At 64.3% G+C, this 23136-nt stretch carries 20 protein-coding genes; 9 read left to right on the plus strand and 11 right to left on the minus strand.

The window, feature by feature from the left end; genetic code table 11:
* The first annotated feature begins 50 nt into the window (after positions 1-50).
* The 4 genes from V6B15_RS04325 to V6B15_RS04340 are packed head-to-tail and all read left to right on the plus strand — an operon-like array spanning position 51 to position 4445.
* The gene (locus V6B15_RS04325) at positions 51-1958 is read left to right on the plus strand and encodes a TonB-dependent receptor plug domain-containing protein (RefSeq protein WP_334200150.1); all 1908 of its coding nucleotides are present in this window, start codon (positions 51-53) and stop codon (positions 1956-1958) included.
* Positions 1955-2770, plus strand: coding sequence for an ABC transporter substrate-binding protein (locus V6B15_RS04330; RefSeq protein WP_334200151.1), 816 nt, complete (start codon positions 1955-1957; stop codon positions 2768-2770). Before V6B15_RS04325 ends, V6B15_RS04330 begins: the two co-directional genes overlap by 4 nt.
* The gene (locus V6B15_RS04335) at positions 2767-3720 is read left to right on the plus strand and encodes a FecCD family ABC transporter permease (RefSeq protein WP_334200152.1); all 954 of its coding nucleotides are present in this window, start codon (positions 2767-2769) and stop codon (positions 3718-3720) included. The genes V6B15_RS04330 and V6B15_RS04335 overlap by 4 nt, the downstream gene beginning before the upstream one ends.
* Positions 3717-4445, plus strand: coding sequence for an ABC transporter ATP-binding protein (locus V6B15_RS04340; RefSeq protein ID WP_334200153.1), 729 nt, complete (start codon positions 3717-3719; stop codon positions 4443-4445). Before V6B15_RS04335 ends, V6B15_RS04340 begins: the two co-directional genes overlap by 4 nt.
* Here the strand turns inward: V6B15_RS04340 and V6B15_RS04345 are convergent, their stop codons facing one another.
* The 9 genes from V6B15_RS04345 to V6B15_RS04385 form a co-directional block, all read right to left on the minus strand.
* Entirely contained in the window at positions 4446-6689 is a 2244-nt protein-coding gene (locus V6B15_RS04345) for a M3 family metallopeptidase (protein WP_334200154.1), read from the minus strand.
* A 132-nt stretch (positions 6690-6821) separates the two neighbouring features.
* On the minus strand, positions 6822-7448 hold the full coding sequence (locus V6B15_RS04350; protein ID WP_334200155.1) for a hypothetical protein: 627 nt from the start codon (positions 7446-7448) through the stop codon (positions 6822-6824).
* A complete protein-coding gene (thpR, locus tag V6B15_RS04355; RefSeq protein ID WP_334200156.1) occupies positions 7445-7990 on the minus strand; it encodes an RNA 2',3'-cyclic phosphodiesterase in 546 nt (181 codons plus the stop codon). The genes V6B15_RS04350 and thpR overlap by 4 nt, the downstream gene beginning before the upstream one ends.
* Before the next feature lie 107 nt (positions 7991-8097).
* Positions 8098-9009 (minus strand): lysozyme, encoded by a 912-nt coding sequence (locus V6B15_RS04360; protein ID WP_334200157.1) that lies wholly within the window; start codon positions 9007-9009, stop codon positions 8098-8100.
* 171 nt (positions 9010-9180) lie between these two features.
* On the minus strand, positions 9181-10359 hold the full coding sequence (locus V6B15_RS04365; protein ID WP_334200158.1) for a GGDEF domain-containing protein: 1179 nt from the start codon (positions 10357-10359) through the stop codon (positions 9181-9183).
* A gap of 161 nt (positions 10360-10520) precedes the next feature.
* Positions 10521-12569, minus strand: coding sequence for a M13 family metallopeptidase (locus V6B15_RS04370; RefSeq protein ID WP_334200159.1), 2049 nt, complete (start codon positions 12567-12569; stop codon positions 10521-10523).
* A gap of 117 nt (positions 12570-12686) precedes the next feature.
* Positions 12687-12986: a hypothetical protein gene (locus V6B15_RS04375; protein WP_334200160.1), complete on the minus strand. Its 300-nt coding sequence runs from the start codon at positions 12984-12986 to the stop codon at positions 12687-12689.
* A 12-nt stretch (positions 12987-12998) separates the two neighbouring features.
* Entirely contained in the window at positions 12999-13724 is a 726-nt protein-coding gene (locus V6B15_RS04380) for a hypothetical protein (RefSeq protein ID WP_334200161.1), read from the minus strand.
* Between the two features lie 53 nt (positions 13725-13777).
* The gene (locus tag V6B15_RS04385; protein WP_334200162.1) at positions 13778-14239 is read right to left on the minus strand and encodes a hypothetical protein; all 462 of its coding nucleotides are present in this window, start codon (positions 14237-14239) and stop codon (positions 13778-13780) included.
* 359 nt (positions 14240-14598) lie between these two features.
* Here V6B15_RS04385 and uvrA point away from each other — a divergent pair, with 359 nt between their 5' ends.
* The 4 genes from uvrA (at position 14599) to V6B15_RS04405 (ending at position 20661) form a co-directional block, all read left to right on the plus strand.
* Positions 14599-17529 carry an excinuclease ABC subunit UvrA gene (gene uvrA / locus V6B15_RS04390; RefSeq protein ID WP_334200163.1) on the plus strand — a complete coding sequence of 977 codons (2931 nt, stop codon included), beginning with the start codon at positions 14599-14601 and terminating at the stop codon, positions 17527-17529.
* Between the two features lie 75 nt (positions 17530-17604).
* Positions 17605-18729, plus strand: a complete 1125-nt coding sequence (halA, locus tag V6B15_RS04395; RefSeq protein ID WP_334200164.1) for an anti-phage Hailong system effector protein HalA — start codon at positions 17605-17607, stop codon at positions 18727-18729.
* Positions 18726-19406, plus strand: a complete 681-nt coding sequence (locus V6B15_RS04400) for a nucleotidyltransferase domain-containing protein (protein ID WP_334200165.1) — start codon at positions 18726-18728, stop codon at positions 19404-19406. Before halA ends, V6B15_RS04400 begins: the two co-directional genes overlap by 4 nt.
* 307 nt (positions 19407-19713) lie before the next feature.
* Complete coding sequence (locus V6B15_RS04405) at positions 19714-20661, plus strand: hypothetical protein (RefSeq protein WP_334200166.1); 948 nt, start codon at positions 19714-19716, stop codon at positions 20659-20661.
* Here V6B15_RS04405 and V6B15_RS04410 read toward each other — a convergent pair.
* Entirely contained in the window at positions 20651-21355 is a 705-nt protein-coding gene (locus V6B15_RS04410; protein ID WP_334200167.1) for a LuxR family transcriptional regulator, read from the minus strand. The genes V6B15_RS04405 and V6B15_RS04410 overlap by 11 nt on opposite strands.
* 318 nt (positions 21356-21673) lie before the next feature.
* Here V6B15_RS04410 and V6B15_RS04415 point away from each other — a divergent pair, with 318 nt between their 5' ends.
* Positions 21674-22303 carry a response regulator transcription factor gene (locus V6B15_RS04415; RefSeq protein ID WP_334200168.1) on the plus strand — a complete coding sequence of 210 codons (630 nt, stop codon included), beginning with the start codon at positions 21674-21676 and terminating at the stop codon, positions 22301-22303.
* A gap of 2 nt (positions 22304-22305) precedes the next feature.
* Here V6B15_RS04415 and V6B15_RS04420 read toward each other — a convergent pair whose 3' ends face one another.
* Positions 22306-22821 carry a septal ring lytic transglycosylase RlpA family protein gene (locus V6B15_RS04420; protein WP_334200169.1) on the minus strand — a complete coding sequence of 172 codons (516 nt, stop codon included), beginning with the start codon at positions 22819-22821 and terminating at the stop codon, positions 22306-22308.
* Positions 22822-23136: the final 315 nt, after the last annotated feature.

The following is a 23136-nucleotide window of genomic DNA, read 5'->3' on the forward strand; positions in this document are numbered from 1 at the left end:
TTCTGCTCCCTCCCGTCATGGACGGCGATTCGTCTATGATAGGAGGTTACGTGTATAAATATCTGTTTTTCCTGACGGCTTCGGCCATTCCCGCTACTGCATTGGCGCAGAGCCCGAGCGAACAGGCGCTGGCCGAGATCGTCGACCGGCAGGATGCCGACGGGGCCACGCCGGCCGAAGTCTATGCTTCGGCGGCAGTACCGCGCGATGCGGCGGTGATCACGGTTACCGCCAATGGCCTTGGCACCGATCTGCGCAACACCGGCCAGTCGGTCACCGTCATCGACCGCACCGAAATCGAGACCATCCAGGGCGCCGATCCGGTGCGTGCGCTGAACCGGGTTCCGGGCCTGTCGCTGTCGCGCAGCGGCGGGATCGGCACGGTCACCAGCGTCAATGTACGCGGGGCTAGTGCCGATCAGCTGCTGGTGCTGGTCGATGGCGTGCGCGTGGCCGACCAGGCGAGCCCCTCGGGCGGGTTCGACTTCGGCAATCTGCTGCTGGGCACTGCGGGCAAGATCGATGTGCTGCGCGGTTCGAACAGCACCATCTGGGGCTCCGAAGCCGTGGGCGGCGTGGTCGATGTCTCGACCCGGACCGAGCGCGGTCTGACCGGCAGCGTCGAGTTCGGCGCGCGCGACACGCTCTTCGCCAGCGCGGCGGCGGGCGCGGGCAATGACGATGTGTTCTTCGGCCTGACCGGCTCGTGGTACGAAACCGATGGCTTTTCCGCCGCCGCTTCGGGCACCGAGGCCGACGGTTCGCAGCAATTCGCGCTGGGCACGACCGCCTTCGTCAATCTGACGCCAAGCCTCGAGCTGTTCGCACATGGCAATTTCGCCGAGGGCGAAGTCGAGATCGACGGCTTCCCCGCACCCACCTATGTGCTGGCCGATACCGAGGATACGCAGAAGACCACCCGCTATTGGGGCGATGTTGGGCTGGCCTATTACGGCAACGATCTCACGCTGCGCGCCGCCTACAGCCGTTCGGACACCGAACGCGCCAATCGCAATGGCGCAGGCACCGGAACCTTCGCCAGCGACGGCAGCTCAGAACGCGTTTCGCTGCGCGGCGAATACCGCCTGCTGGGCGGACTGGCGCTGGCCTTTGGCGGCGACCACGAATGGACTGCGTTCGAAACCAGCTTCGATGCTTCGGCCGAAACCGAGATCAGCGGCGCCTATGCGCAGCTTGGCTGGGTGATGGGGCGGCTGGCAGCGCATGCCGGGGCGCGCGTGGACGACCACGAACAGTTCGGCACGCATGTCAGCTTCGGCGGCGATGTCAGCTATGGCTTCGGCAGCGACTGGCGGCTGCGCGCGAGCGTGGGCGAAGGCTTCAAGGCGCCGACGCTGTACCAGCTGCTGTCCTTCTACGGGAACACCGAGCTCGAGCCCGAGGAAAGCACCAGCTACGATCTGGGTGTCGAGAAGGGCCAGCGCGGTTCGGGGCTGCATCTGGCGCTTACTGGGTTTCGCCGCGACAGCGACAATCTGATCGGTTTCGGCTTTACTGCGGAGCGCCCGTCGGGGGTCTATCTCAACACGGCGCGCGCGCGGGCGCAGGGTGTCGAGGCCGAAGCCGGCATCGACCTGCTGCGCGGGCTGCGGCTGGCGGGGATCTATTCCTATGTCGATGCCGAGGACCGTACCAGCGGGCTCGACCTTGCGCGCAGGCCCAACCATTTCGGGACGATCTACGCCGACTGGCAAAGCGCATTCGGCCTCGGTCTGGGCGCGGACCTGCGCATCGTCGGTCCCAGCTGGGATAACGGCGCCAACACGAACCGGCTCGACGGGTACGAACTGCTCGACCTGCGCGCTTCCTTCGGGATCGGCGACAATCTCGAACTGTTCGGCCGGGTAGAGAACGTCTTCGATACCGATTACCAGACGGTGGCCGGTTACGGCACTGCCGGACGCAGCGTGTTTGGCGGGATCAGGGCGAAGATGTGAAACCGCTGATCGTCGCATGGGTCCTGCTGCTCGCCGCTTGCGCGGGGGGCGGGGCCGGTGCGCCGCCTCCCGAACGCGGGCCGACGATCGTCAGCCTCAATCCCTGCACCGACGCCATCCTTGCCGAGGTTGCGGCTCCCGGGCAGTTGCTGGCGATTTCGCACTATAGCAAGGACCCGCGCGCCAGCTCGATGGAAGCGGCAGTCGCGGCGCGGTTCGCGGCGACCGGCGGGACGGTCGAGGAAGTGCTCGCGCTCGATCCCGACGTGGTGGTCGCGGGCAGTTTCCTCGCGCCGGCGACCCGCGCGGCGCTCGCCGAACTGGGGATGGAGGTCGTCACCTTCGATATCGCTGCGGATGTCGCTGCCAGCAAAGAGCAGATCCGCGATCTCGCCGCGCTGGCGGGCGATGAACCCGCGGGCGCGCGGCTGATCGCCCGCATCGACGCCGCGCTTGCTGCCGCCGCACCTGCGGATGGCGAGAGCGTCGCCACGCTGCTGTGGCAGCCGGGCGGGATCGTCGCCGGAGAGCAGACACTGGTCAGCGACCTGCTGGTCCGCACCGGCTTCGCCAATGCCGCCCCTGTGCGCGGGCTGTCGCAGGCAGAATATGTCGCGCTCGAAGACGTCGTCGCCGAACCGCCCGAAGTCCTGTTGATCGCGGGCGGTGAACTGGGTCAGTCGCATCCGGTTCTCGGCCGCCTGGGCGATATGCACCGGGCGCGGTTCGATACCAGCCTGCTCTATTGCGGCGGCCCCACGATCATCCGCGCGGCCGAGCGGTTGGCCGCGATCAGGGAGGCCGCATCATGAACCGCGCGATCGCGATCTTCGCCGGACTGTTGGCCATCGCATTGCCCCTGTCGCTGCTGGCGGGGCGGGTCTGGCTCGACCCCGCAAGCACGCCTAATGCCGCGCTCATCCTCGCCGAATTGCGCCTGCCGCGCGCGGTGCTGGCGATCGTCGTCGGTGCGGGGCTGGGCGCGAGCGGCGCGGCCATGCAGGGCTATCTGCGCAATCCGCTGGCCGATCCGGGCCTGTTCGGTATCGCGCCGGGCGCGGCACTGGGCGCGGTCGCGGCGCTGTGGTTCGGCTATGCCGCTGCGCCCTATCTGCTCCCCGCCTTTGCGCTGGTCGGCGCGGGCGGCGCTATGGCGCTGCTGGCCGCGATTGCCGGCCGGACCGGCGGGATCGCGCTGTTCACTCTCGCCGGGCTGATGGTCGCCAGCCTTGCCGGGGCGCTGACCGCACTGGCGATCAGCATGGCGCCCAATGCCTTCGCGATGAGCGAGATCGTCATGTGGCTCAATGGCGCGCTGACCGATCGCAGTTGGCGCGATGTCTGGGTGGCCGCGCCGCTGGTGGCGCTGGGGGTGGCGGTGCTGTGGCGCAGCGGCCGGTCGCTCGATGCCTTGATGCTGGGCGAGCCGGTGGCGCGGTCGCTGGGGGTCGACACGCACCGCTTGCTGTGGCTGCTGATCGTCGGGGTCGGATTGACCGTTGGCGCCAGCGTCGCTGTGGCGGGCATCATCGGGTTCGTCGGGCTGATCGTGCCGCATCTCGTGCGCCCGCTGACCGATCGGCGGCCCTCGCAGCTGATCCTGCCCAGCGCGCTGGCGGGCGCGCTGCTGGTGCTGGTGGCGGACAGCGCGGTGCGCGTGCTGCCGCTGGTCACCGAATTGCGGCTGGGCATCGCGCTCAGCCTACTCGGCGCGCCGTTCTTCCTGTGGTTGCTGCTGCGTATGCGCCGGGGGCTGGCATGAGGCTGGCGGCGGCACAATTGTCGATCGCCGAGCGGTTGGACCGGGTCTCGCTGATCCTCGAACCCGGCACGATAACCGCGATCTGCGGCCCCAATGGGGCGGGCAAGTCGAGCCTGCTCGAAGCGCTTGCCGGGCTGCTTCCGGCTGGTGACGGGGCGGTGTTTCTCGACCGGCAGCAGATCGCCGCGCTGCCCCTGCGCGAGCGGGCACGGCGTATCGGCTATCTGCCGCAAGCGCATGAAATCGCATGGGACGTGCCCGTGCGCAGTCTGGTCGAACTCGGCCGGCTGCCGCATGGCGACCGGCTGGCGGCACCGGTCGATGCCGCGCTCGACGCGCTCGATATCCGGGAGCTTGAAAAGCGCCGTGCGCAGTCGCTGTCGGGCGGCGAGACCGCGCGCGTCCTCCTCGCGCGCGTACTGGCGGGCGAACCGCAGTGGATCCTCGCCGACGAACCGCTCGCCGCGCTCGATATCGCGCACCAGCTCGCGCTGCTGAGGCATTTGCGGCGGGCGGCACAGGGCGGGGCGGGCGTGGTGCTCGTGCTGCACGATCTCGCCCACGCAATGAACCATGCCGACCGCGTCGTCGTACTCGATCACGGGCGCATCGCCGCCGATGGCGCATGCGAAGACGCGCTCGACCAGCAGGTGATCGAGCGCGTCTGGAAAGTGCCGGTCCGGTGGATCGGCGAACCGCTCCACCGGGCCTTGGTCAGCCGGTGATCAGTTGACCGTGCGCGGCGGCAGCTTGCCGTCGGACGCTTCGCTGTCCGCCGCTTCGCCGCCCGCGATCAGGCCACGCGCTTCGAGCATCGGGGTCACGTCGGGTTCGCGCCCGGCGAAGTTCCGGAACATCTCGAAATAGTCCATCGTCCCGCCCGTGCTCAGCACGGTCTTGCGATAATGGTCGCCATTGGCGCGCGTGAGCCCGCCATTGTCCATGAACCACTTGCGGCTGTCGCGGTCGAGCATCTCGGTCCACAGATAGCTGTAATAACCAGCGCTATAGCCGCTGGGCGAGCTGAAGATGTGGTTGAAATAGGTCGTCCGGTAACGCGGCGGGACGAGGTCGATTTCCAGCCCCAGCTGTTCGAGCGACTGGCGCTCGAACTGGCTGACTTCTTCCGGCGTATCGATCGCTGCGGCTTCTTCCTGCGACAGCGCGGCCCACTTCATGTCGAGCAGGGCGGCTTCGACGACTTCGCCGAAATCATAGCCCTGGTTGAACTGCGAGGCGGCCTCGAGCTTCTCGATCATTTCAGCCGGGATGGTTTCGCCCGTCTGGTAGTGCTTGGCATAGTTCGACAGCACCTCGGGATAGGTCGCCCACATCTCGTTGACCTGGCTCGGATACTCCACGAAGTCGCGCGCGACTGCGGTGCCCGACAGGCTTTCGTAGCGCTGGTCGGCGAAGAAGCCGTGCAGCGCATGGCCGAATTCGTGGAACAGCGTGTTGACGTTGTCGAAGCTGACCAACTGCACTTCGCCCTCGGGCGCCTTGGGGATGTTGAGCACGTTGTAGATCACCGGCTTGGTGCCCCACAGATCGCTCTGGTCGACGAAGTTGCTCATCCACGCCCCGCCACGCTTGGACTCGCGCTGGAACGGGTCGAAGTAGAACAGCCCCAGTTCGCTGCCGTCACGGTCGAACACGGTGTAGGTCGTCACATCGGGGTGATAGACGGGCAGGTCGCTGCGCTTCTGGAAAGTCAGGCCGTAGAGCTTTTCGGCGGCATAGAACACGCCGTCCTCGAGCACGGTATCGAGCTGGAAATATTCCGCCATCGCATCTTCGTCGAGGTCGTAGCGTTCGGCCTTGACCTTGTTGGCATAGCGGTACCAGTCCCACGGCTGGACTTCGAAATCGCCCCCTTCGGCAGCGATCGCTTCGTTGAGCATGGCGGCTTCGCGGCGCTGCGTATTGGCCAGCGCGGGGACCATGCGTTCCATAAAGCCGAGCGCAGTGGCGGGCTTTTCGGCCATGCGGTCCCACATCGCGTAGCTGGCCCAGTCGGCTTCGCCGAACAGCGCGGCCTTCTCGGCGCGCAGCGCGGCGGTCTTGGCCACCAATGGACGCGTGTCGATGTCGGTCGTGCCATTGGCGCGGTTGTAGCTCGCCATGAACAGCTTCTCACGCGCGGCACGGTTGGTCATGCTCGGCAGCAGCGGCTGCTGCGTCGTGTTCTGCAGCGCGATGGCGTATTTGCCCTCGAAGCCCTTTTCGGCAGCGAGGTCGGCGGCGGCCTTGATGTCGGATTCGGACAGGCCGGCGAGGTCTTCGCGGCTGTCGAAGATCACCGGCTGGTCGGCCATGGCGGCGCGGGCCTGCTGGCCGAACTCGGTGGTAATTTCGGACAGTTCGGAATTGATTTCCTTGACCCGCGTGCGCTGTGCTTCGGTCAGCAGTGCGCCGGCATGGACCATGCCGTCATAGGTGTCTTCGAGCAGCGCCGCGTCTTCGGGCGTCATCGTCATCGCGGCGCGGTTGTCATAAACCGCCTTCACCCGCGCGAAGAGTTCGGGGTTGAGGACGATCGAGTCGCCATGCGCGGTCAGCTTGGGGCTGATCTCGGTGTTGATCTCGTCGAGCCGGTCGGTGGTGTTCGACCCGGTCACGGCGAAGAACACGCGCGCGACGCGGCCGAGCATGCGGCCCGACTTTTCCAGCGCAACGATGGTGTTCTCCATCGTCGGCGGGGCGGGATTGTCGATGATCGCCTGGATCTCGGCCTTCTGGATCGCCATGCCCTGCTCGAAAGCGGGGATGTAATCGTCTTCGGAGACCTTCGAGAAGTCGGGCGTCTTGAACGGCAGCGTGCTGTCTGCGGCGAAATAGCCCGTGCCGGTCGGAATGGCGGCGGCGTCGGCGCTGGGTGTGGCCATGGTGTCGAGGTCTTCCCCATATGCGGTGGTGCAACCGGCGAGCAGTGCTGCGGTTGCGACGGTGGCCAGGATCTGGGCCTTCATGCTTGTCCCCTCAGGATGATATGAAACGCCGGACGGATGCCCGGCGCAATATTGCGATCATGGAAGTGCGATAGGACCGCTTCGCGACCGCGCGCAAGCGCGTACACGTCGCCGGTCGGCGCTGCTCCTACATTAATCGAACGGAATGCGGTCGCCCTGGTTCCGCTCGGCATGGTCGCGCGCAGTCTCCAAGGCTTCGTCGAGCGCCTGGCGATTGACCGTCACCAGCCGCGGACGCCCGCCGTCGCGGTCAACCACCAGCCAGACCGCCCCGAAGGTGAAGAACCCGCCCTGGTCCTTCGCCACGCTCATCTGCGACAGGTCCAGCCGCTGCAGCAGCGCGATCATCGCGGGATCGAAGATCTCGTCGAAGACCGCCTCGACCTCCGCGCGATCCTCGATTTCGCGGCGATTTCCCGCGGCATCGATATACACCAGCGGGAGCCCGATCTCCTCGAGCATCCGGCGCTTGTTGCCGCTGCTGGCAGCATCGCGCAGCGCCGCGATCGCGGCATCGAACTGGCTGGCGCTGGTCCCCGTCGCGCAGGAGATTGCCCCGCCATCGACGAAGTCATGCGTGCGGTCGAACTGCGCGCGCGGTTTCTCCTGGCTCGACCACACCAGCAGCAGGCAATCCTCCGGGGAAGCGCTCTCGCTCAGCAGGTCGGCCGGCTCCTCTGCGTCGGGCGCGCCTGCGGGCGAACAGCCGCCAAGCGCCAGCGCCAGCACCGTTGGCAGGGGGATGGGGTTGCGCATCATGGGTCGGGGGCCAGCGGATAGCGGACCACCGGCTCATAGACCGACCCCTCGGGCCGCAGGAAGCTTTCGTACAGGATGTACGAATCCGCGATCCACGGACCAAGCCGCAGACCCGCCGTCCGGGCGAGGAAGGGGGCGAGCGGCGCGGTCGCGCGGTTGGTGCGCGCCAGCGTGATATGCGGGTGGTATTTGCGGTGTTCGGGTTCCAGCCCCGCCGCGATGCAGATGCGTTCCACGCGCTGTTGCAACCGGCTCAGCTCCTCCGATGGCGCGATTCCGGCCCACAGCGTATGCGCAACCCCTTTCCGCTCGAACGCGCCGGTCCCTTCAATCGTCAGGTCGAATTCGGGCCCGCTGGCAGCGCGCAACCGCTCGGCCAGTTCGTCCGCCGCATGGGTATCGACCACGCCGATATAGCGCAGCGTCAGGTGCAACTGCTCGTCGTCCTGCCAGCGGGCGTTGTCGACGCCTTCCATCAGGTCGATCAGCGCATCGCGGATCGGGGGCGGGGGACGGATGCCGGCGAAAAGGCGGTGGGACATGGGATGATCACGCCGCTCGCTCGGCGCATTGCAGGGGTTTCACAGGGCCGCTGCCGGCCTGCCCGATTGGTAGGGCGCAACTCCGCGCCGGACAAGGCTATCCGCGCTCAGGCCGCATTGTGCGCGCCGCTTTCGCGCGGGTTCTCATAGGCTGCATCCATGAAGATGCTCATCCGGCGATTGCTGCGGTGCTCCAGCCCCTTGGCGAATGCACCACCGGCATGCGTGTAGTTGAGCTCGTCGGCAATCGCGTCGTAATCGCCCGCATCGATCGCCGCATTGAGACGCGGGCTTTCGCTGGGCGAGACATTGCCGATCCCGACATTGTAGACGAGGTCGAGCAGCGCATCGAATTCATGCTGGTGCAGCGGCAGGTCGCCGACCAATTGGCGCACACCCTGTTCGGCCTCGGCCAGATCGGCATCGAGAAAGGCGAGCACGCGCTTCTCGCTCACCCGGTCGCCGACCCTCAGCCGGTCGTGCGGCCGCACCAAATGGCCAACCCCGACGGTGGGATAGCCGGCGACATCGCGGTACACGGTATAGCGGACACCTTCTTCCTCGATCAGTGCCTGCTTGAACGTATCGCTCGCCGTTAGCAGCGGGGCGGGTTGGCGCACGCCTTGCGCGGGGTCGAGGACCATGTTGGCCGAACTCGGCTGCGGGGCCTTGGGCGGGCCGGTGAAGGCCGTCAGGCCGAGCGCCCCGGCGCCCAGCATCAGTGTTGCGTGCTTGCGAGTGGAGCGGCGCGGCCGGACGTCGAATGCCTTGGCGGCCGCCTGCCGGGCCCGCCGCAGCTCGCGGCGATGCTGGCGCTCGCGGCGGAGGCGTTTGAGGAAGCTTTCGGGTCTTTCACCGCTCTTCCCGCGGAGCGTGGTATGCGACCAGTCGACCTCGTCCAGCGGACGGTTGAGATCGTCGAGGATCGTCTTGAGCGTATCGTCTGTGTTCGCGCTTGGGGCGGACGCGTGGCGCGTGCCGCCGGCTTGGTTCCTGTCGTGCGCGGTGTCCTTGTCCATAAGGCGGGCACCTTTCATTGCGTAATCTGTGTCACACCGGCGCTGCGACCTGCACATGCGATTTCATGGGCTGTGGCGCGGTGTTGGTCTCGTCTATGGAACGGTTGGCAGGGGTGCTTTGGTCCCCGTTTCGTCGCTGCGAGGCAACGGTCGAGCGGTCAGGCGGCGCGCTCAGGCGGCGCGGCGGACCTGGTTGCGGCCCGTGTTTTTCGCTTCGTAACAGGCAATGTCGGCGCGCAGCAGCGCATCGTCCATGCCTTCGCCGAACCGCCAGCTGGCCAGCCCGATCGAGGCCGAGATGGCGATGTCGGGATATTGCTCGAATTGTTCCTCGAGCCCGGCAATCCGCAGCCGCAGCCGTTCGGCCGCTTCGGCGACCTCGACATCGTCGAGCCCGCGGACAATGACGAGGAATTCCTCCCCGCCGAGGCGGAAGGCGTGATGTTCGCTGGTGCCGCCGACCGCGTGGCACCATTCGCGAATCGTATCGGCGGTCGCGATCAGCACGTGATCGCCCACGCCGTGGCCGAAGGTGTCATTGATCGTCTTGAACCGGTCGAGATCGATGGTGAGCAAGTGCCGCGAAAGCGCACTGTGTTCCATCCGCGTTTCCTCGAACAGCTTGCGGCGGTTGAACAGGCCGGTGAGCGGATCGCGCCAGCTGAGGAATTCGGCATGCGCCAGCGCATCGGCCAGATCCTCGGACAATTGCCGGTTTTCGACCAGCATCTGCGCGGCGCTGCGGATATGCAGCCCGGTGGAGGAGCTGTAGATGCGGATGCCGATGACCAACAGCGCCAGGATCGCGATCAGCGCCGGATGCTGGACGCCGGGATGGAACAAATAATATCCGAAAGTGGTCAGCCAGAAACTGGCCAGCATGGCATCGCGCGCGGCCGGAAGCGCGGCCAGCGTGACCGCGATCAGCGTCGCTGCAACCAGCACTACGCCGCGAACCAGATTGACCGCCACCATCGAGCCATCGGGCGGCGGGGGCCACAGCATCAACCCCAGCGTCACGCCGGTAAGCGACATGGCAAACACCAGGATCCAGCGCGCAGAGCGCATCGGTTGGCGCGCGCGCGCCAGCTGTTCCAGTCGCGCGGCGGCCTTGCGGGTGTAGAGAAACGAGCAGAAACGCAATGCGAGCAGCACCGTCATGGGCAGCGGATTGGGCATTGCCGCCACCCCGACCGCCATCAGCGCGAGCGCGATCAGGCTGGCGGTGAGCGAACGCTGCTCGCGTTCGAGCATGGCGATCACCGCCTCGCGCTCGATCTCGTAGGGATCGACCGGGACGCGGTTCATCAGGCCGGCGCTATTGCCGTCGAATTGCTCGTCGATGTGCACCGGCTGCGACCCTTGACCCTTTTCTCGCGCGTAGGACCGCGTTTTCTAGCGCCCAATCGTTAACGATTTCGCGCCGGATATTCACGATGTCCCCGTAACCGGCGCCGCATGGCGGGCAAGTGCGGCGTGCGGCATATACGCTCCGCACGCCGCCTTCATGGTTACCAAATCCGTGCGCGGTCCTCGGGCGCGATATACATCGCGTCATCCGGCGTGATGCCGAAGGCTTCGTACCACGCATCGACATTGCGCAGCGGGGCGATGGTGCGATAGCGCGCGGGGCTGTGCGGGTCGGTCGCGACCTGGTTGCGCAAGCTGTCCTCGCGCGCCTTGGCCCGCCACACCTGCGCATAGGCGAGGAAGAAGCGCTGGTCGCCGGTCAGCCCGTCGATCACCGGCGCCTCTTCTCCGCCGAGCGACTTCTTGTAGGCATCATGGGCCACCAGCACGCCCGCCAGATCGGCGATGTTCTCGCCCATCGTCAGATCGGGATTGATGAAGCTGCCCGGCACGACTTCGAACGCGGCATATTGCGCGCCGAATTTCTTGGCTTCGGCCTCGAACCGTTCGGCATCGCCCGCGGTCCACCAGTCGCGGATCGCGCCGCTGGCGTCGATCTTGCGTCCCTGATCATCGAAGCCGTGGCTGATTTCGTGGCCGATGACCACGCCGATCGCGCCATAATTGACCGCGGGGTCGGCCCAGGGATCGAAGAAGGGCGGCTGGAGGATGCCGGCGGGGAAGACCATCTTGTTTTCCAGCCCGCCGTTATAGGCGTTCACCGTCTGCGGGTTCATGCCCCACTTCTTGCGGTCGACCGGCTTGCCAAGGTCGCTCATCTCGTAATCGGCGTTGAACTGCGAGGCAGCGATCATGTTGCCATAGAGATCGTCGGGCGACATCGGCAGCTGCGAATAGTCGCGGAATTTCTCGGGATAGCCGACCATGACGTCCATCCGCTCGAGTTTGTCGAGCGCGGCTTCCTTGGTCTCGGGGCTCATCCAGTCGTTTTCGCCAATCCGGTCACCCATGGCGAGCTTCAGATTGCGAACCAGCTCGTCCATCCGCGTCTTGGCGATCTTGGGGAAATATTCGTCGACATAGGCCTCGCCGACCAGCTCGCCGAGCGAGCCGTCGATCGTGTCGACTGCGCGCTTCCAGCGCGCGCGCTGCTCGCTCGTGCCGTTGAGCGCGCTGGTGTACTGGAACCGGCTCTCGACCATCTTCTGGTTGAGATAGGGCGAGGCCTGATGCGTTACCTGCGCCTTCTGCCACAGCTTGAGCGTGGCCAGATCGGTGCTGGCAAACAGCGCCGCAATCGCCTTCACCGCCGTGTTATCGGTGACGATGATGCGCTCCTGCGGCGGGATGTTGTGACCGGCGAAGAACGCGTCCCAATCCACGCCCGGCGCATAGGCAGCCAGTTCGCTGCCCGACATCGGGTTGTTGATCTTCTCGATCTGGCGCTTCTGTTCGGCATCCCAGTTGAGCTGCGCGACATAGGTCTCGAAAGTCATCACGCGGCTGGCCGCTTCGCGCGGGCTGGCTTCGCCGATATGACGGAAGGTGCGCTCGAGATAGGCGAGATAGGCGCCGCGCTGGTCGGCGAATTTTGCGTCGAAATAATATTCCTTCTCGGGCAGGCCGAGCCCGCCGGAAAACATCCACAGCGCGTTCATCGTCGGATCGTCGGGGTCGGCATAGGGGCCGGCACCGAACAGCGAGCCGCCGAACTTGCCATAGGTCGCGCCCATGTAGCGTGCGAAAGCGCTCTTGTCCGACAGCGCTTCGACCTGTGCCAGATCGCGCATCAACGGCGCGAGACCCGCGCGCTCGATCGCCGCCTCGTTCATAAAGCTGGTGTAGAGCGCGCCATATTGCGTGCCTGCGGGGGCTTGAGTGATCAGCCCGTTGACCTCTTCGGTCACATCCTCGCGCAGATTGTAGAACGAGCCGACCGAGGGGCGATCGCCGGGGATTTCGGTCCGGTCGATCCACGCGCCCGAGGCATAGCGTTCGAAATCGTCACCCGGATCGGCGGCGGTGTCGCGCGCGGTGAGGTCGAGCCCGAAGTCGCCGATCTTGGCTTGGCCGGTGACGACGATGGTGTTGGCGTCGGTTTCCTCGGCGAAGGACGGAGAGGCGAGAGCCAGCCCCAGCGCGAGCGCGGAAGCTGCCGTCGCGCGGGCGAAATGTCGAGTGGATGGCATGTGTGATTCCCCTGGGTTTTAGATCGTGCAGGGGCTTAGCTTTCGCCGAACAGAGACGACAACCATTGTCGTCGAACGCGCAAACGCGTTCGGCAAGCTACTTGCGGTTCGTAACCCCTAGTTCTCGTCTTCAGGTTCGCCGTCCGGCTCTGCTTCGCCTTCCTCATTCGCTTCATCGGCGCCAGCATCAATCGCAGGATCTACCTCCACGGTCACCGCTTTGGGATAGGTCAGGACGAGAAAAAGCTCTTCCCCGTCCCCAAGTTCGGTCAAAGGCCCGCCATCCTTGATGAAGCCGATCCCACCTTTTGCGGAAAGTATGGCTCCAGACACGCTGGCGCTTTCTTGAACGGCATTTTTGAAAAAGTCCTTTGCAGACTGCTCGCTGGTGAAAGCATTGGCGAAAAAGACGTTCATGGCAGGCTCTCCTCAATACTCGTCCCATTTGGCGACGCCTTCGTTGAATTTTGCGTTTCTCAAGAACGCCGGCGCACTGCCTTCGATGGCGGTTATGCAGGTTCCTTGCTCACTGCATGCATTGACCAGTGCAGTGCCGAAGGGTTGATTGATTGCGTCGACCAGCCCCTGCATTTTGCGTTTGAGGATAGTCTTGTCGGTCGCGACGACCTTGGCCTTGAGCTTGTCCAGCGTCGTGTCAAAGTTCTTGCCCATTCCCACGCCGAACTCGGTGTTGGCCGGAAAGAGCGAGTTCACGTCGAGCGGCGTGTCATTGGCGTTGATCGTGGCAGCGTTTGTAGAAACCAGCGCCGCGCCGCCCTTGGCGGAAAGGATCTGCGCGGCCATGCCGGTAGCGAAATACTGTGCCAGGCCGCCGTTCACATCTACGTCCGTGCTGGCCCCCGCACCGAACTCCGCTCCGAAGCTGGCAAGTACCGAATAGCTGTCCAGATTGCCGCCCTTGATTGAAACGAAAGAGCACGGGTGAATGGCATAAATGCCTCCCGTCACTTCGATAGGGTCCGTGACCGGACAAGGCCCTAGCCGGTTGTAGCCATCCTCGCTCGTATCCACTGTATTGGCCAGCAGGGGCATCACCACCGCTTCCTGTCTGTCATAGCCTACGATGATTTCGGGCACCTCGCCGGTCGATGCACCAGCCTTGATGCCAAATGTCGTATTGGTGCCGAAATACATCGTATTGCTGTGCCGTGTCGCTTGGACACAGCCCGCTGCGAGCGGCAGCAGGGCTAGGGCTGCAAGGTATTTGTGTGGTCGACTACGCATGGCGAACTCCCCTCAAGTGCAGACAGGACCTTGGCCGCATTCTCGGCTTCGGCCGCGGACCGGATGATCACCAACAGCTGGCAATCGCGCGGATCGGCAATGACCCACTGGCTATCCGAGTAGCCAAGCCAGGCGCCGCCTGCGGGCAGTTCGTCCCAGCCAAACCCCACACCGCTCCGTTTGACCGCCACCACACCGCCCGTTGTGCGCGGCAGTTCGACGCGGACTACGCCGATGCCGGTGATCGTCTCGCCGCCACCCTCACCGACCGTTACGTGGGTGCAGGCGGACAGCAGGCATGCAACGGCCGCGACAAGCCCGGCGTGGCCGGCGGATGATTGTTCTCGAACGCCGCTATGCACCTTGCGCGCGGGCCATCGAAGACAGCGCAACAATCGCCGTATTCGCGCACCGGCCCGGATCATTCTCCCCATTATCCGGCTCCCTCTATGTGAGGAAAACACTCGATAGTTGGGATCGTCAAGTCTTCGATCAAATACTGGCGGGAACCGTATGGTCGATTTGGGTGGGAAGAAAATGATTTCATCGTCCTGTCGGCGGTCGCCATTCTCTGTCGCCAATCTTGATTGCCGGATGATGCCCTGCAATTCTCTGCAATTCGCCAGTAAGTTGGATTGCCGCATGAATCCGCCGCGAGATGTTCCCGCGGCGTTGATATTTGGAGGAGGCGCCCCACATTCCCGGAACCGCCGGGCCGTCTGCTCGCTCGACACATACCGCCCCCCCTTGACCCAGGCGAACAATTCAGGAACACGCGTCCTTCATGGCCCTCACCAAAATTTCCGTCCGCGGCGCGCGCGAGCATAATCTCAAGGGCGTCGACATCGACCTGCCGCGCGACAGCCTGATCGTGATCACCGGCCTCAGCGGTTCGGGCAAGTCGAGCCTCGCCTTCGACACGATCTATGCCGAGGGGCAGCGGCGCTATGTCGAGAGCCTCAGCGCCTATGCGCGCCAGTTCCTCGAGATGATGCAGAAGCCCGATGTCGAGCATATCGACGGGCTCTCACCCGCGATCTCGATCGAGCAGAAGACCACCAGCCGCAACCCGCGCTCGACCGTCGCGACGGTGACCGAGATCTACGACTACATGCGCCTGCTGTGGGCGCGCGTGGGCGTGCCCTATTCGCCCGCCACCGGCCTGCCGATCGAGGCGCAGACCGTATCCAACATGGTCGACCGGGTAATGGAACTGCCCGAGGGCACACGCATCTACCTGCTCGCCCCCGTGGTGCGCGGGCGCAAGGGCGAATACCGCAAGGAACTGGCCGAATGGCAGAAGGCGGGCTTCACCCGTGTGCGCATTGACGGCGAGCTTCATGCGATCGAGGACGCGCCCGCGCTCGACAAGAAGTTCAAGCACGACATCGAGGTGGTGGTCGACCGGCTCGCGGTGAAGGAGGGCATCGAGACCCGTCTCGCCGACAGTTTCGAAACCGCGCTCAAGCTGGCCGAGGGGCTTGCCTATGTCGATCTCGCCGATGGCGCGGTGCCTGGGCGAGAGGACGAGGGGGCCGCGGCCGGCGGCGCGATGAAGGGCGCGGGGCTGCCCGCCAACCGCATCGTCTTTTCCGAGAAATTCTCCTGCCCGGTCAGCGGCTTCACGATCGAGGAGGTCGAACCGCGGCTGTTCTCCTTCAACGCGCCGCAGGGTGCCTGCCCGACCTGCGACGGCATCGGCGAGAAGCAGCTGTTCGACCCGCAGCTGGTCGTCCCCAACGAGGCGCTCAGCCTCAAGAAGGGCGCGGTGGTGCCCTGGGCGAAGAGCAACCCGCCGTCGCCCTATTACATGCAGGTGCTCGCCAGCCTCGCGAAGGAATACGAGTTCGACCTCACTACCCCGTGGCAGGAGTTCGACGCCGAAATCCGCGACATCATCCTCCACGGCACCAGGGGCCGCGCGATCCCGCTCACCTTCAAGGACGGGCGCAAGAGCTATACCGTCAAGAAGCCGTTCGAGGGCGTGATCGGCAATCTCAACCGCCGCATGCTCCAGACCGAGAGCGCGTGGATGCGCGAGGAGCTGGCCAAGTTCCAGACCGCTCAAGCCTGCGAGACCTGCAATGGCAAGCGGCTCAACCCCAAGGCGCTCAGCGTCAAGATCCCCGGCCCCGCGGGCCCGACCGACATCGCCACCCCCACGCAGATGAGCGTCGCCGATGCCAAGGCATGGTTCCTCGGGCTCGACGGACATCTGACCGACCAGCAGGCGCAGATCGCCAAGGCCATCCTCAAGGAAATCAACGAGCGGCTGGGCTTCCTCGACAATGTCGGGCTCGACTATCTCAACCTCGACCGTACTTCAGGTACGCTGAGCGGGGGCGAGAGCCAGCGCATCCGCCTCGCCAGCCAGATCGGCAGCGGGCTCTCAGGCGTGCTCTACGTGCTCGACGAACCCAGCATCGGCCTCCACCAGCGCGACAACGACCGGCTGCTCGAAACGCTGAAGCGCCTGCGCGACCTCGGCAATACGGTGATCGTGGTCGAGCATGACGAGGACGCGATCCGCGCCGCCGATTACGTGGTCGATCTCGGCCCCGGCGCGGGCGTCCACGGGGGCGAGGTGGTCGCCGAAGGCACGCTCAAGCAGGTGCTGAAAAGCAAGAAATCGCTCACTGCCGCCTATCTCACCGGCCGCCGCGAAATCGCGGTTCCGCCCAAGCGGCGCAAGGGCAACGGGCACAAGCTCACCGTCCACGGCGCGCGCGCCAACAACCTTGCCAACGTCACTGCCAGCCTGCCGCTGGGCACCTTCACCTGCGTCACCGGCGTCTCGGGCTCGGGCAAGTCCAGCTTCACCATCGACACGCTCTACGCCTCTGCCGCGCGCGAACTCAACGGCGCGCGCATCGTCGCGGGCGCGCACGACAAGGTCACCGGGCTCGAATATTGCGACAAGGTGATCGAGATCGACCAGTCGCCCATCGGCCGCACCCCGCGCTCCAACCCCGCCACCTATACCGGCGCCTTCACCCAGATCCGCGACTGGTTCGCGGGCCTCCCCGAAAGCCAGGCGCGCGGCTACAAGCCCGGGCGCTTCAGCTTCAACGTCAAGGGCGGCCGCTGCGAGGCGTGCCAGGGCGACGGCCTCATCAAGATCGAGATGCACTTCCTGCCCGACGTCTACGTCACCTGCGAACAATGCGGCGGCAAGCGCTACAACCGCGAAACGCTCGAGGTGAAGTTCAAGGGCCACTCGATCGCCGATGTGCTCGACATGACGATCGAGGATGCGGAGGAATTCTTCAAGGCGGTCCCGCCGATCCGCGACAAGATGCACATGCTCAACGAGGTCGGGCTCGGCTACGTCAAGGTCGGCCAGCAGGCGACCACGTTGTCGGGCGGCGAGGCGCAGCGCGTCAAGCTCGCCAAGGAACTCGCCAAGCGCAGCACCGGGCAGACGCTCTACATCCTCGACGAGCCCACCACGGGCCTCCATTTCGAGGACGTGCGCAAGCTGCTGGAAGTGCTCCACCGGCTGGTCGAACAGGGGAACTCGGTGGTGGTGATCGAGCACAATCTCGATGTGATCAAGACGGCGGACCACGTGCTCGATCTCGGCCCGGGCGGCGGGGTTAGGGGCGGGGAGGTTGTCGCGCAGGGTACGCCGGAGGAAGTGGCCGAGGTGAGCGCAAGTTATACGGGGCAGTATCTCAAGCCGATGCTGGAGCGGCAGCGAGAGGCGGCGGAGTAGTCATCGCGCAATAATAGTGGAGTTCGGGAGATAGCGGATTGAATCGATACTATCCTAGCATTAGCAATTGGGAGTATGCCTAGCTTACTAAAGTCACTTTTTGGAAAGAGCGAAGAGCCGCTTGTTTCATCTGCTTTGCCTGAGGCAATGGCGCCTCAAAAGCAGCACGTCACAGGGCATATTGGCCATCGGCGCAGAGACTGTTGGTGGGATCCTATCTACTCACCTACACTCGATGGATCGCTGACTGAGGGAGACTGGGATTTCGATCAAACAGCCGGGCCCTCCCAAAAATTCTTCATTGGCCAACATTTGGACGGAGTCGTCTCACGCGGAGACACATTCAAGGTCGTCGGTGTTACCTTTAAAGATTGTGATTTTCAGGGCGTGTTTGATTCCGACACGCTCTTCATGTTTGATAGGTGTCGTTTCGTAGGCTGTGATTTCGCGTATTCGAGCTGGAAAGACACACATTTTCGCAACTGTGAGTTTGAGAATTGTTCTTTTGCTCTCTCTCATTTCAATCGTTGCGAGTTTCGCGGTAACAAGTTCAATTCTATTGGTATTTCGGGAAGCAAATCGGATTTCGAGCGATCGTTCGTGACCAACCCGCAGGCTCTAATCGACGCAGGAGCAAGTCGAGCCGAAGGTGAAAAGCCGAAAGTGCGGAAGCGTTTGTATCAGTGGCATCGCCTACAGGGGAGCAAGGCGCATCTCTCGCGTACTCTCTTGGCCTCCCACAATCTGGTCGGTGATGACCACACATTCTACAAGACCGCAAAACTTCACGACTTACAGCAATCCAAGGCTAAGATTGCCTCCAATTTTTTCGAGTTGATATTCTCTGAGAGTAGGGGGCGATTTGCTGCGCTCGTGAGTCTCCTTTTAAACTTGGCGGAAAACGGCCTATTGAGGGTTGTCGGACTGCTTAACGGTTGGGGGTCGTCCGCCTTTCGCCCACTTTTAGGGATTGCCCTGCTTTGGTCCGCATTTGGCTGGGCCTACTTGCACTTGTTCGATACCGCCCAACCTTGGAGGAAGAGCTTCAATATCACGATCTTAGCGGGCTATAGCAATGAGTACGTCGATACGATCACACCGGGGTTAAATACGGCTCAGAGCTTTCACGCAGTACTTGCAGTGATATTTTATACTGTGTTCTTTGGTACAGTTATCGCGAAGTTGTCGAGGGTGAGATGACAGCGACGCTGATCTTGTACGGCAGTCGGGCGAGAGGCGATGCTCGCCCAAACTCGGACGTAGACATTCTTCTGGCACCGGATGAAGGGCAGATCGGTAAGCCAAAGAAATTTGATGGCCTAAGTCTTCATATCTATCCCAAGAATTGGTTGTTTGAAAACGCACGAAGCGGAGACCTTTTTGCCTATCATATAGCGTCGGAAGGTCTTTCCATACACTGCGCTGACGCTTTCCTTGCCTCTTTGCATGAAGCTTTTCGCTGGAAGGCCAGCTACGAAAAGGAGCGCGAAATTGCGTTGGCGGTCGCGACCTTGCTCAGTCGAACGAGCTGGGGCTGGAACGACGCAATCCAGCGCCGATTTTTCTGGGCCATCAGAACTCTCGCACTTACTCTACAGGCAGATAGGCAGTCGGTCGACTTCTCGCTGGCATCTATTGACGAAGCTCTCGGATTAGATGGATTTAGCGATCTGTTTGAGGGGCGCGACAAGGTAACAAGTGAAGATTGTATCGCGATGGGGGCGAAACTTTTGGAGAGATATAGTCAGTTTAAATCTGTTTCTAGCGAGGATATCTCTGAAATGCTGATGTCTTCTGGAGGTATAGGATTGAACACTGTAATGGTGCTCGAGACAGAGCAGGCCATCGACTCAGGTTCGCTTGCCACTTACTTGTAGCCAGCCCTTCAATGCTGTCCTACTCCCGATTCCCGAATAACTGCCCCGGTTCACTCAAACCCATGAGGTGAACCATGAGATCAGTTTTTTGTTTTGACCCTCAAACGCCGGGCGCGACGCGTCAGCGTCGCTTGGCTTCGCGGCATAAACCGCGGCGACCGATCGGCCTTGCCTCGCCTTCAGCTCGGATACTCTCGCCAGCTAGCGGCGTAGTGCCAATCCGTGTTGGACGGGTAACCCTGTCCTACACGCGCCGCGCTGTATAACTAACCCGGTTCCCCTGCTCACAACCCCCACAGGCGAACCGATGCACCACACCCCCGATACTCCCGCAAACCACCATCTCGTCCTCCACGTCGACAGCCTCGTCGAAACCCCTCCCGCTCCGCAGACGCAATTCGTGGTCGAGCGGCAGGTGGCCTTTCTCGAGGCGCTGGCGACCACCGGCAGCGTGCGCGCGGCGGCGCGGCGGGCGCGGGTGCCGCACCAGACCTGCTACCGCGCGCGGCGGGCCAGCGCGGGCTTCGGGCGCGCCTGGGATGCGGCGCTGGTGGTCGCGCGCGGCGCGGCCGAGGCCAAGCTCGCCGATTACGCCATGAACGGGGTCGAGGAGGAGGTGTGGTATCACGGCGACCTCGTCGGTTCGCGCAAGCGCGTCTCCGACCGGCTGCTGCTTGCGCATCTCGGGCGGCTCGACCGGATGCGCGGCGATGAACGGATCGAACGCCTCGCGGAGAATTTCGACGCCATGGTCCTGCGCCTGCGCCGCGGCGAGCCGATCGAGGGGGAGGATCCGCACCGGGACCCCGCTCATGCCGACCCTATCGAAGCAGGATCGCCTGACGCGGGAGCCGCAGGGCAGGTTCAGGGTGAGCGGGAAGGCGGCGAGAATTCTTCGCCTGGACCGTGTAACACCCGGTCCATGTCTCAGGGAGGAGAGCCGCAATACGCGCCTCCGCAGGCAGGCATGTCCCACCCGTCCGAACCGCCCTGCGACTGCGTCGGCGCGCGGCATGGGACCGATCGGGGGCAGCCGCATTACCGGCGCGGGGCCGACGGGCTCGAGCCGGTGGTCAATGTGGGCGCGGGCGGGCCGTGCTGCGATACGCCGCGCTGGCCCGATTGCCGCGCCTGCCCGCATTACCCGCCGGTCGACCGGATGCTCGACGAAATGGCCGAGGCCGAGGCGGAGGCCGGGATCGATGCGGAGGAGGGCGCGGACGCGGACGCGGGCGCCGTGACGCTCACACGTTGATCAGGCCGAACTTGAGTCCCTTGACCGCCGCCGCCGCGCGGTCGGACACGTTGAGCTTGATGAAGATGCGCTTGATATGCGTGGCGATCGTCGGGCGCTTGCTGCCGAGGATCATGGCAATCTCCTCATTGCTCTTGCCGCGCGCGATCCAGTGCAGGATCGTCACCTCGCGCGGGGCGAGGCGCGGGCGCTCCACGACGTCCTCCTCGAACTGGTCGATCCGCAGATGCGCCGCCTGCGCCACGCAATGCAGCACCGGGACATCGGCATGATCGACGCGGTCGGGATGGTCGGCCATCGTGATGCCGACCGCGGCGAGGTGCTGGCGCGGCCCGAAGGTCGGGAAGATATACCCGTCGGTCACGCCATGCGCGCGCGCCTGCTCGATGAAATGCAGCGGCTCGCCGGTCAGCGGCTTGCCCTGCGTGAACGTGCTGTAGCGCAGCGGCCGGCCCGACCGCGCCGCCAGCGCGGGGAAGGGGTCGAGCTGGCCGAGCCCCTCGCGGTACCCGGTCACCCAGGCCTCGGGAAAGCCGAGGAAGAGCATGTCGGTGTGTCCCGGCGTGTCTTGCGAGGGCCGCGCATAGCTCAGCGCCTCGAACCCGTGCAGCCGGTAGAACGCGCGGGCGATCGAGAGGACTTCGTCCATGTCCTCGGCCGCCGCGATCCGCCTGACGGCCCTGTTGTCTTCCATGCCTCGTGTAGCCCCCGGTCCCGCTTTGCCTGTGCCCGTCCTGATACGAGTGAATGTCATCCATCTGGACTAGGGGCAACATTCGGGAAGCGCGAAGATGGGGATTGAATCCGGATTCGGTACTGGCTTACCGCAATCTGACAATCGCGCGCGATTCCGCCGGTTTGGGTGTCATCCGGATGAACGACGTCCGGTCAAACGACCTCCAACCGGGTGACTGTGGCAAACCCCATGTTAAGCATACCAATTCGGGTGGGGCCGGGGATAAGTGAAGTTTTCCCGGCATGGGGTATTGACGGGGAACGGGATCGAGCCGCGATGCAGGAAAACACGTTTATTGTCGTCGACTGTAACTATCGTAACCGCAACGAATTGACCTTGGCCTTGGGCGAAATGGGCTATGTAGTGCCCGCCGACACGCTCGACGACTTGGGGGGCCGCTGGCCCGAGGGGGCCTGGCTGCTGGTCCACGACGAGGGGCCGCAATTGCCGCAGACGCAGCAGGCGCTGCGCAGCGCGGGGCAGTATTACCCGCTGGTCGCCTATTCGAAACAGGCCAGCATCGCGCATATCATGGATGTGCTCAGCGACGGCGCGGCGGGCTATCTCGAATGGCCCACGCCCGGCGAACGGCTGCGCCGCAGCCTCGGCAACATCATGACGCGCAAGTGGCAGGGTTCGACCACGCCCGAACAGGCGCGCGCAAAGCAGCGCGTCGGCCAGCTCTCGCCGCGCGAGCGTGAAGTGCTGTCGGGGGTGAGCGAGGGCTATTCGAGCAAGGAAGTCGCGCGCTCGCTGGGGATCAGCCCCCGCACGGTCGAACTGCACCGCGCCAATGTGCTGACCAAGCTGGGTGTCCGCAACGTCGCCGCCGCGGTGCGGCTGTCGGTCGAAGCGCAGCTCGACGCCGGGCCCGCCGCAACCCAGGAACGCGAACTGGCGCTGTAGCTCTAGCCCTCGAGCAGCGCTAGCTCGACCGTGCCATGACCGCGCCCGATCAGGCCGAGTTCGGTCGCTGCAGCGCGGCTGACGTCGATCACGCGGTTGCCGTGGAAGGGGCCGCGATCGTTGATGCGCACGGTGACCCGCTTGCCGGTGCGCGGATTGGTTACCTCGACCAGCGAACCGAACGGCAGCGTGCGATGCGCCGCGGTCATGGCGTGCATGTCGAATCTCTCGCCATTGGCAGTAAGGCGGCCGTGGAAACGGCGACCGTAATAGGAGGCCACACCGGTGCCGATCGAGCGGGTTACCGGCGGCAGTTCGACCGGAGGCTCGATCGTCGAGAGATCGACCACATGGCCGGCGGGCTGGGGCGCAGGGGGAAGCGTTTCGAACCGCGCAAAGCTGGCGTCGAACGAACCGGGCACCGCAGCGCGGTGGACATGTTCCTGCGGTAACGCCGCCGTGGCGGGGAGCGCCAGAGCAGCGAGGAAAAGGACATTACGAAACGCGCGATAGACCATGGTGGGAACCTCCCGTTCGGTTCCAGCGTCTATAAGGGAGGCGGTGCGCGGAGTCCTCTACATGGGCGGAGGCTGCCCCATTCATGCCACAGTTCGTCGCGCTTCGTGTGTCCTTCGGCAGTTCTACCGCATCTGGTGGGCGTCATCGGGACTGGCCACAAGCATTGCACCGACGCGCGATCCGGCCGCTAAAGGACCGTCCCGACAGGCCACAGAAAATGGGGCCGACATCGCTGCCGACCCCACTCTCACCGATGCGTGGCCTTGCCCGAAGGCAGGGGCTTGGCATCCGATGTCTCCCCGTCCGTGCCGTCC

The sequence above is a fragment of the Qipengyuania sp. Mu-71 genome (genome assembly GCF_036867055.1).
Classification (GTDB): Bacteria; Pseudomonadota; Alphaproteobacteria; order Sphingomonadales; family Sphingomonadaceae; genus Qipengyuania; species Qipengyuania profunda.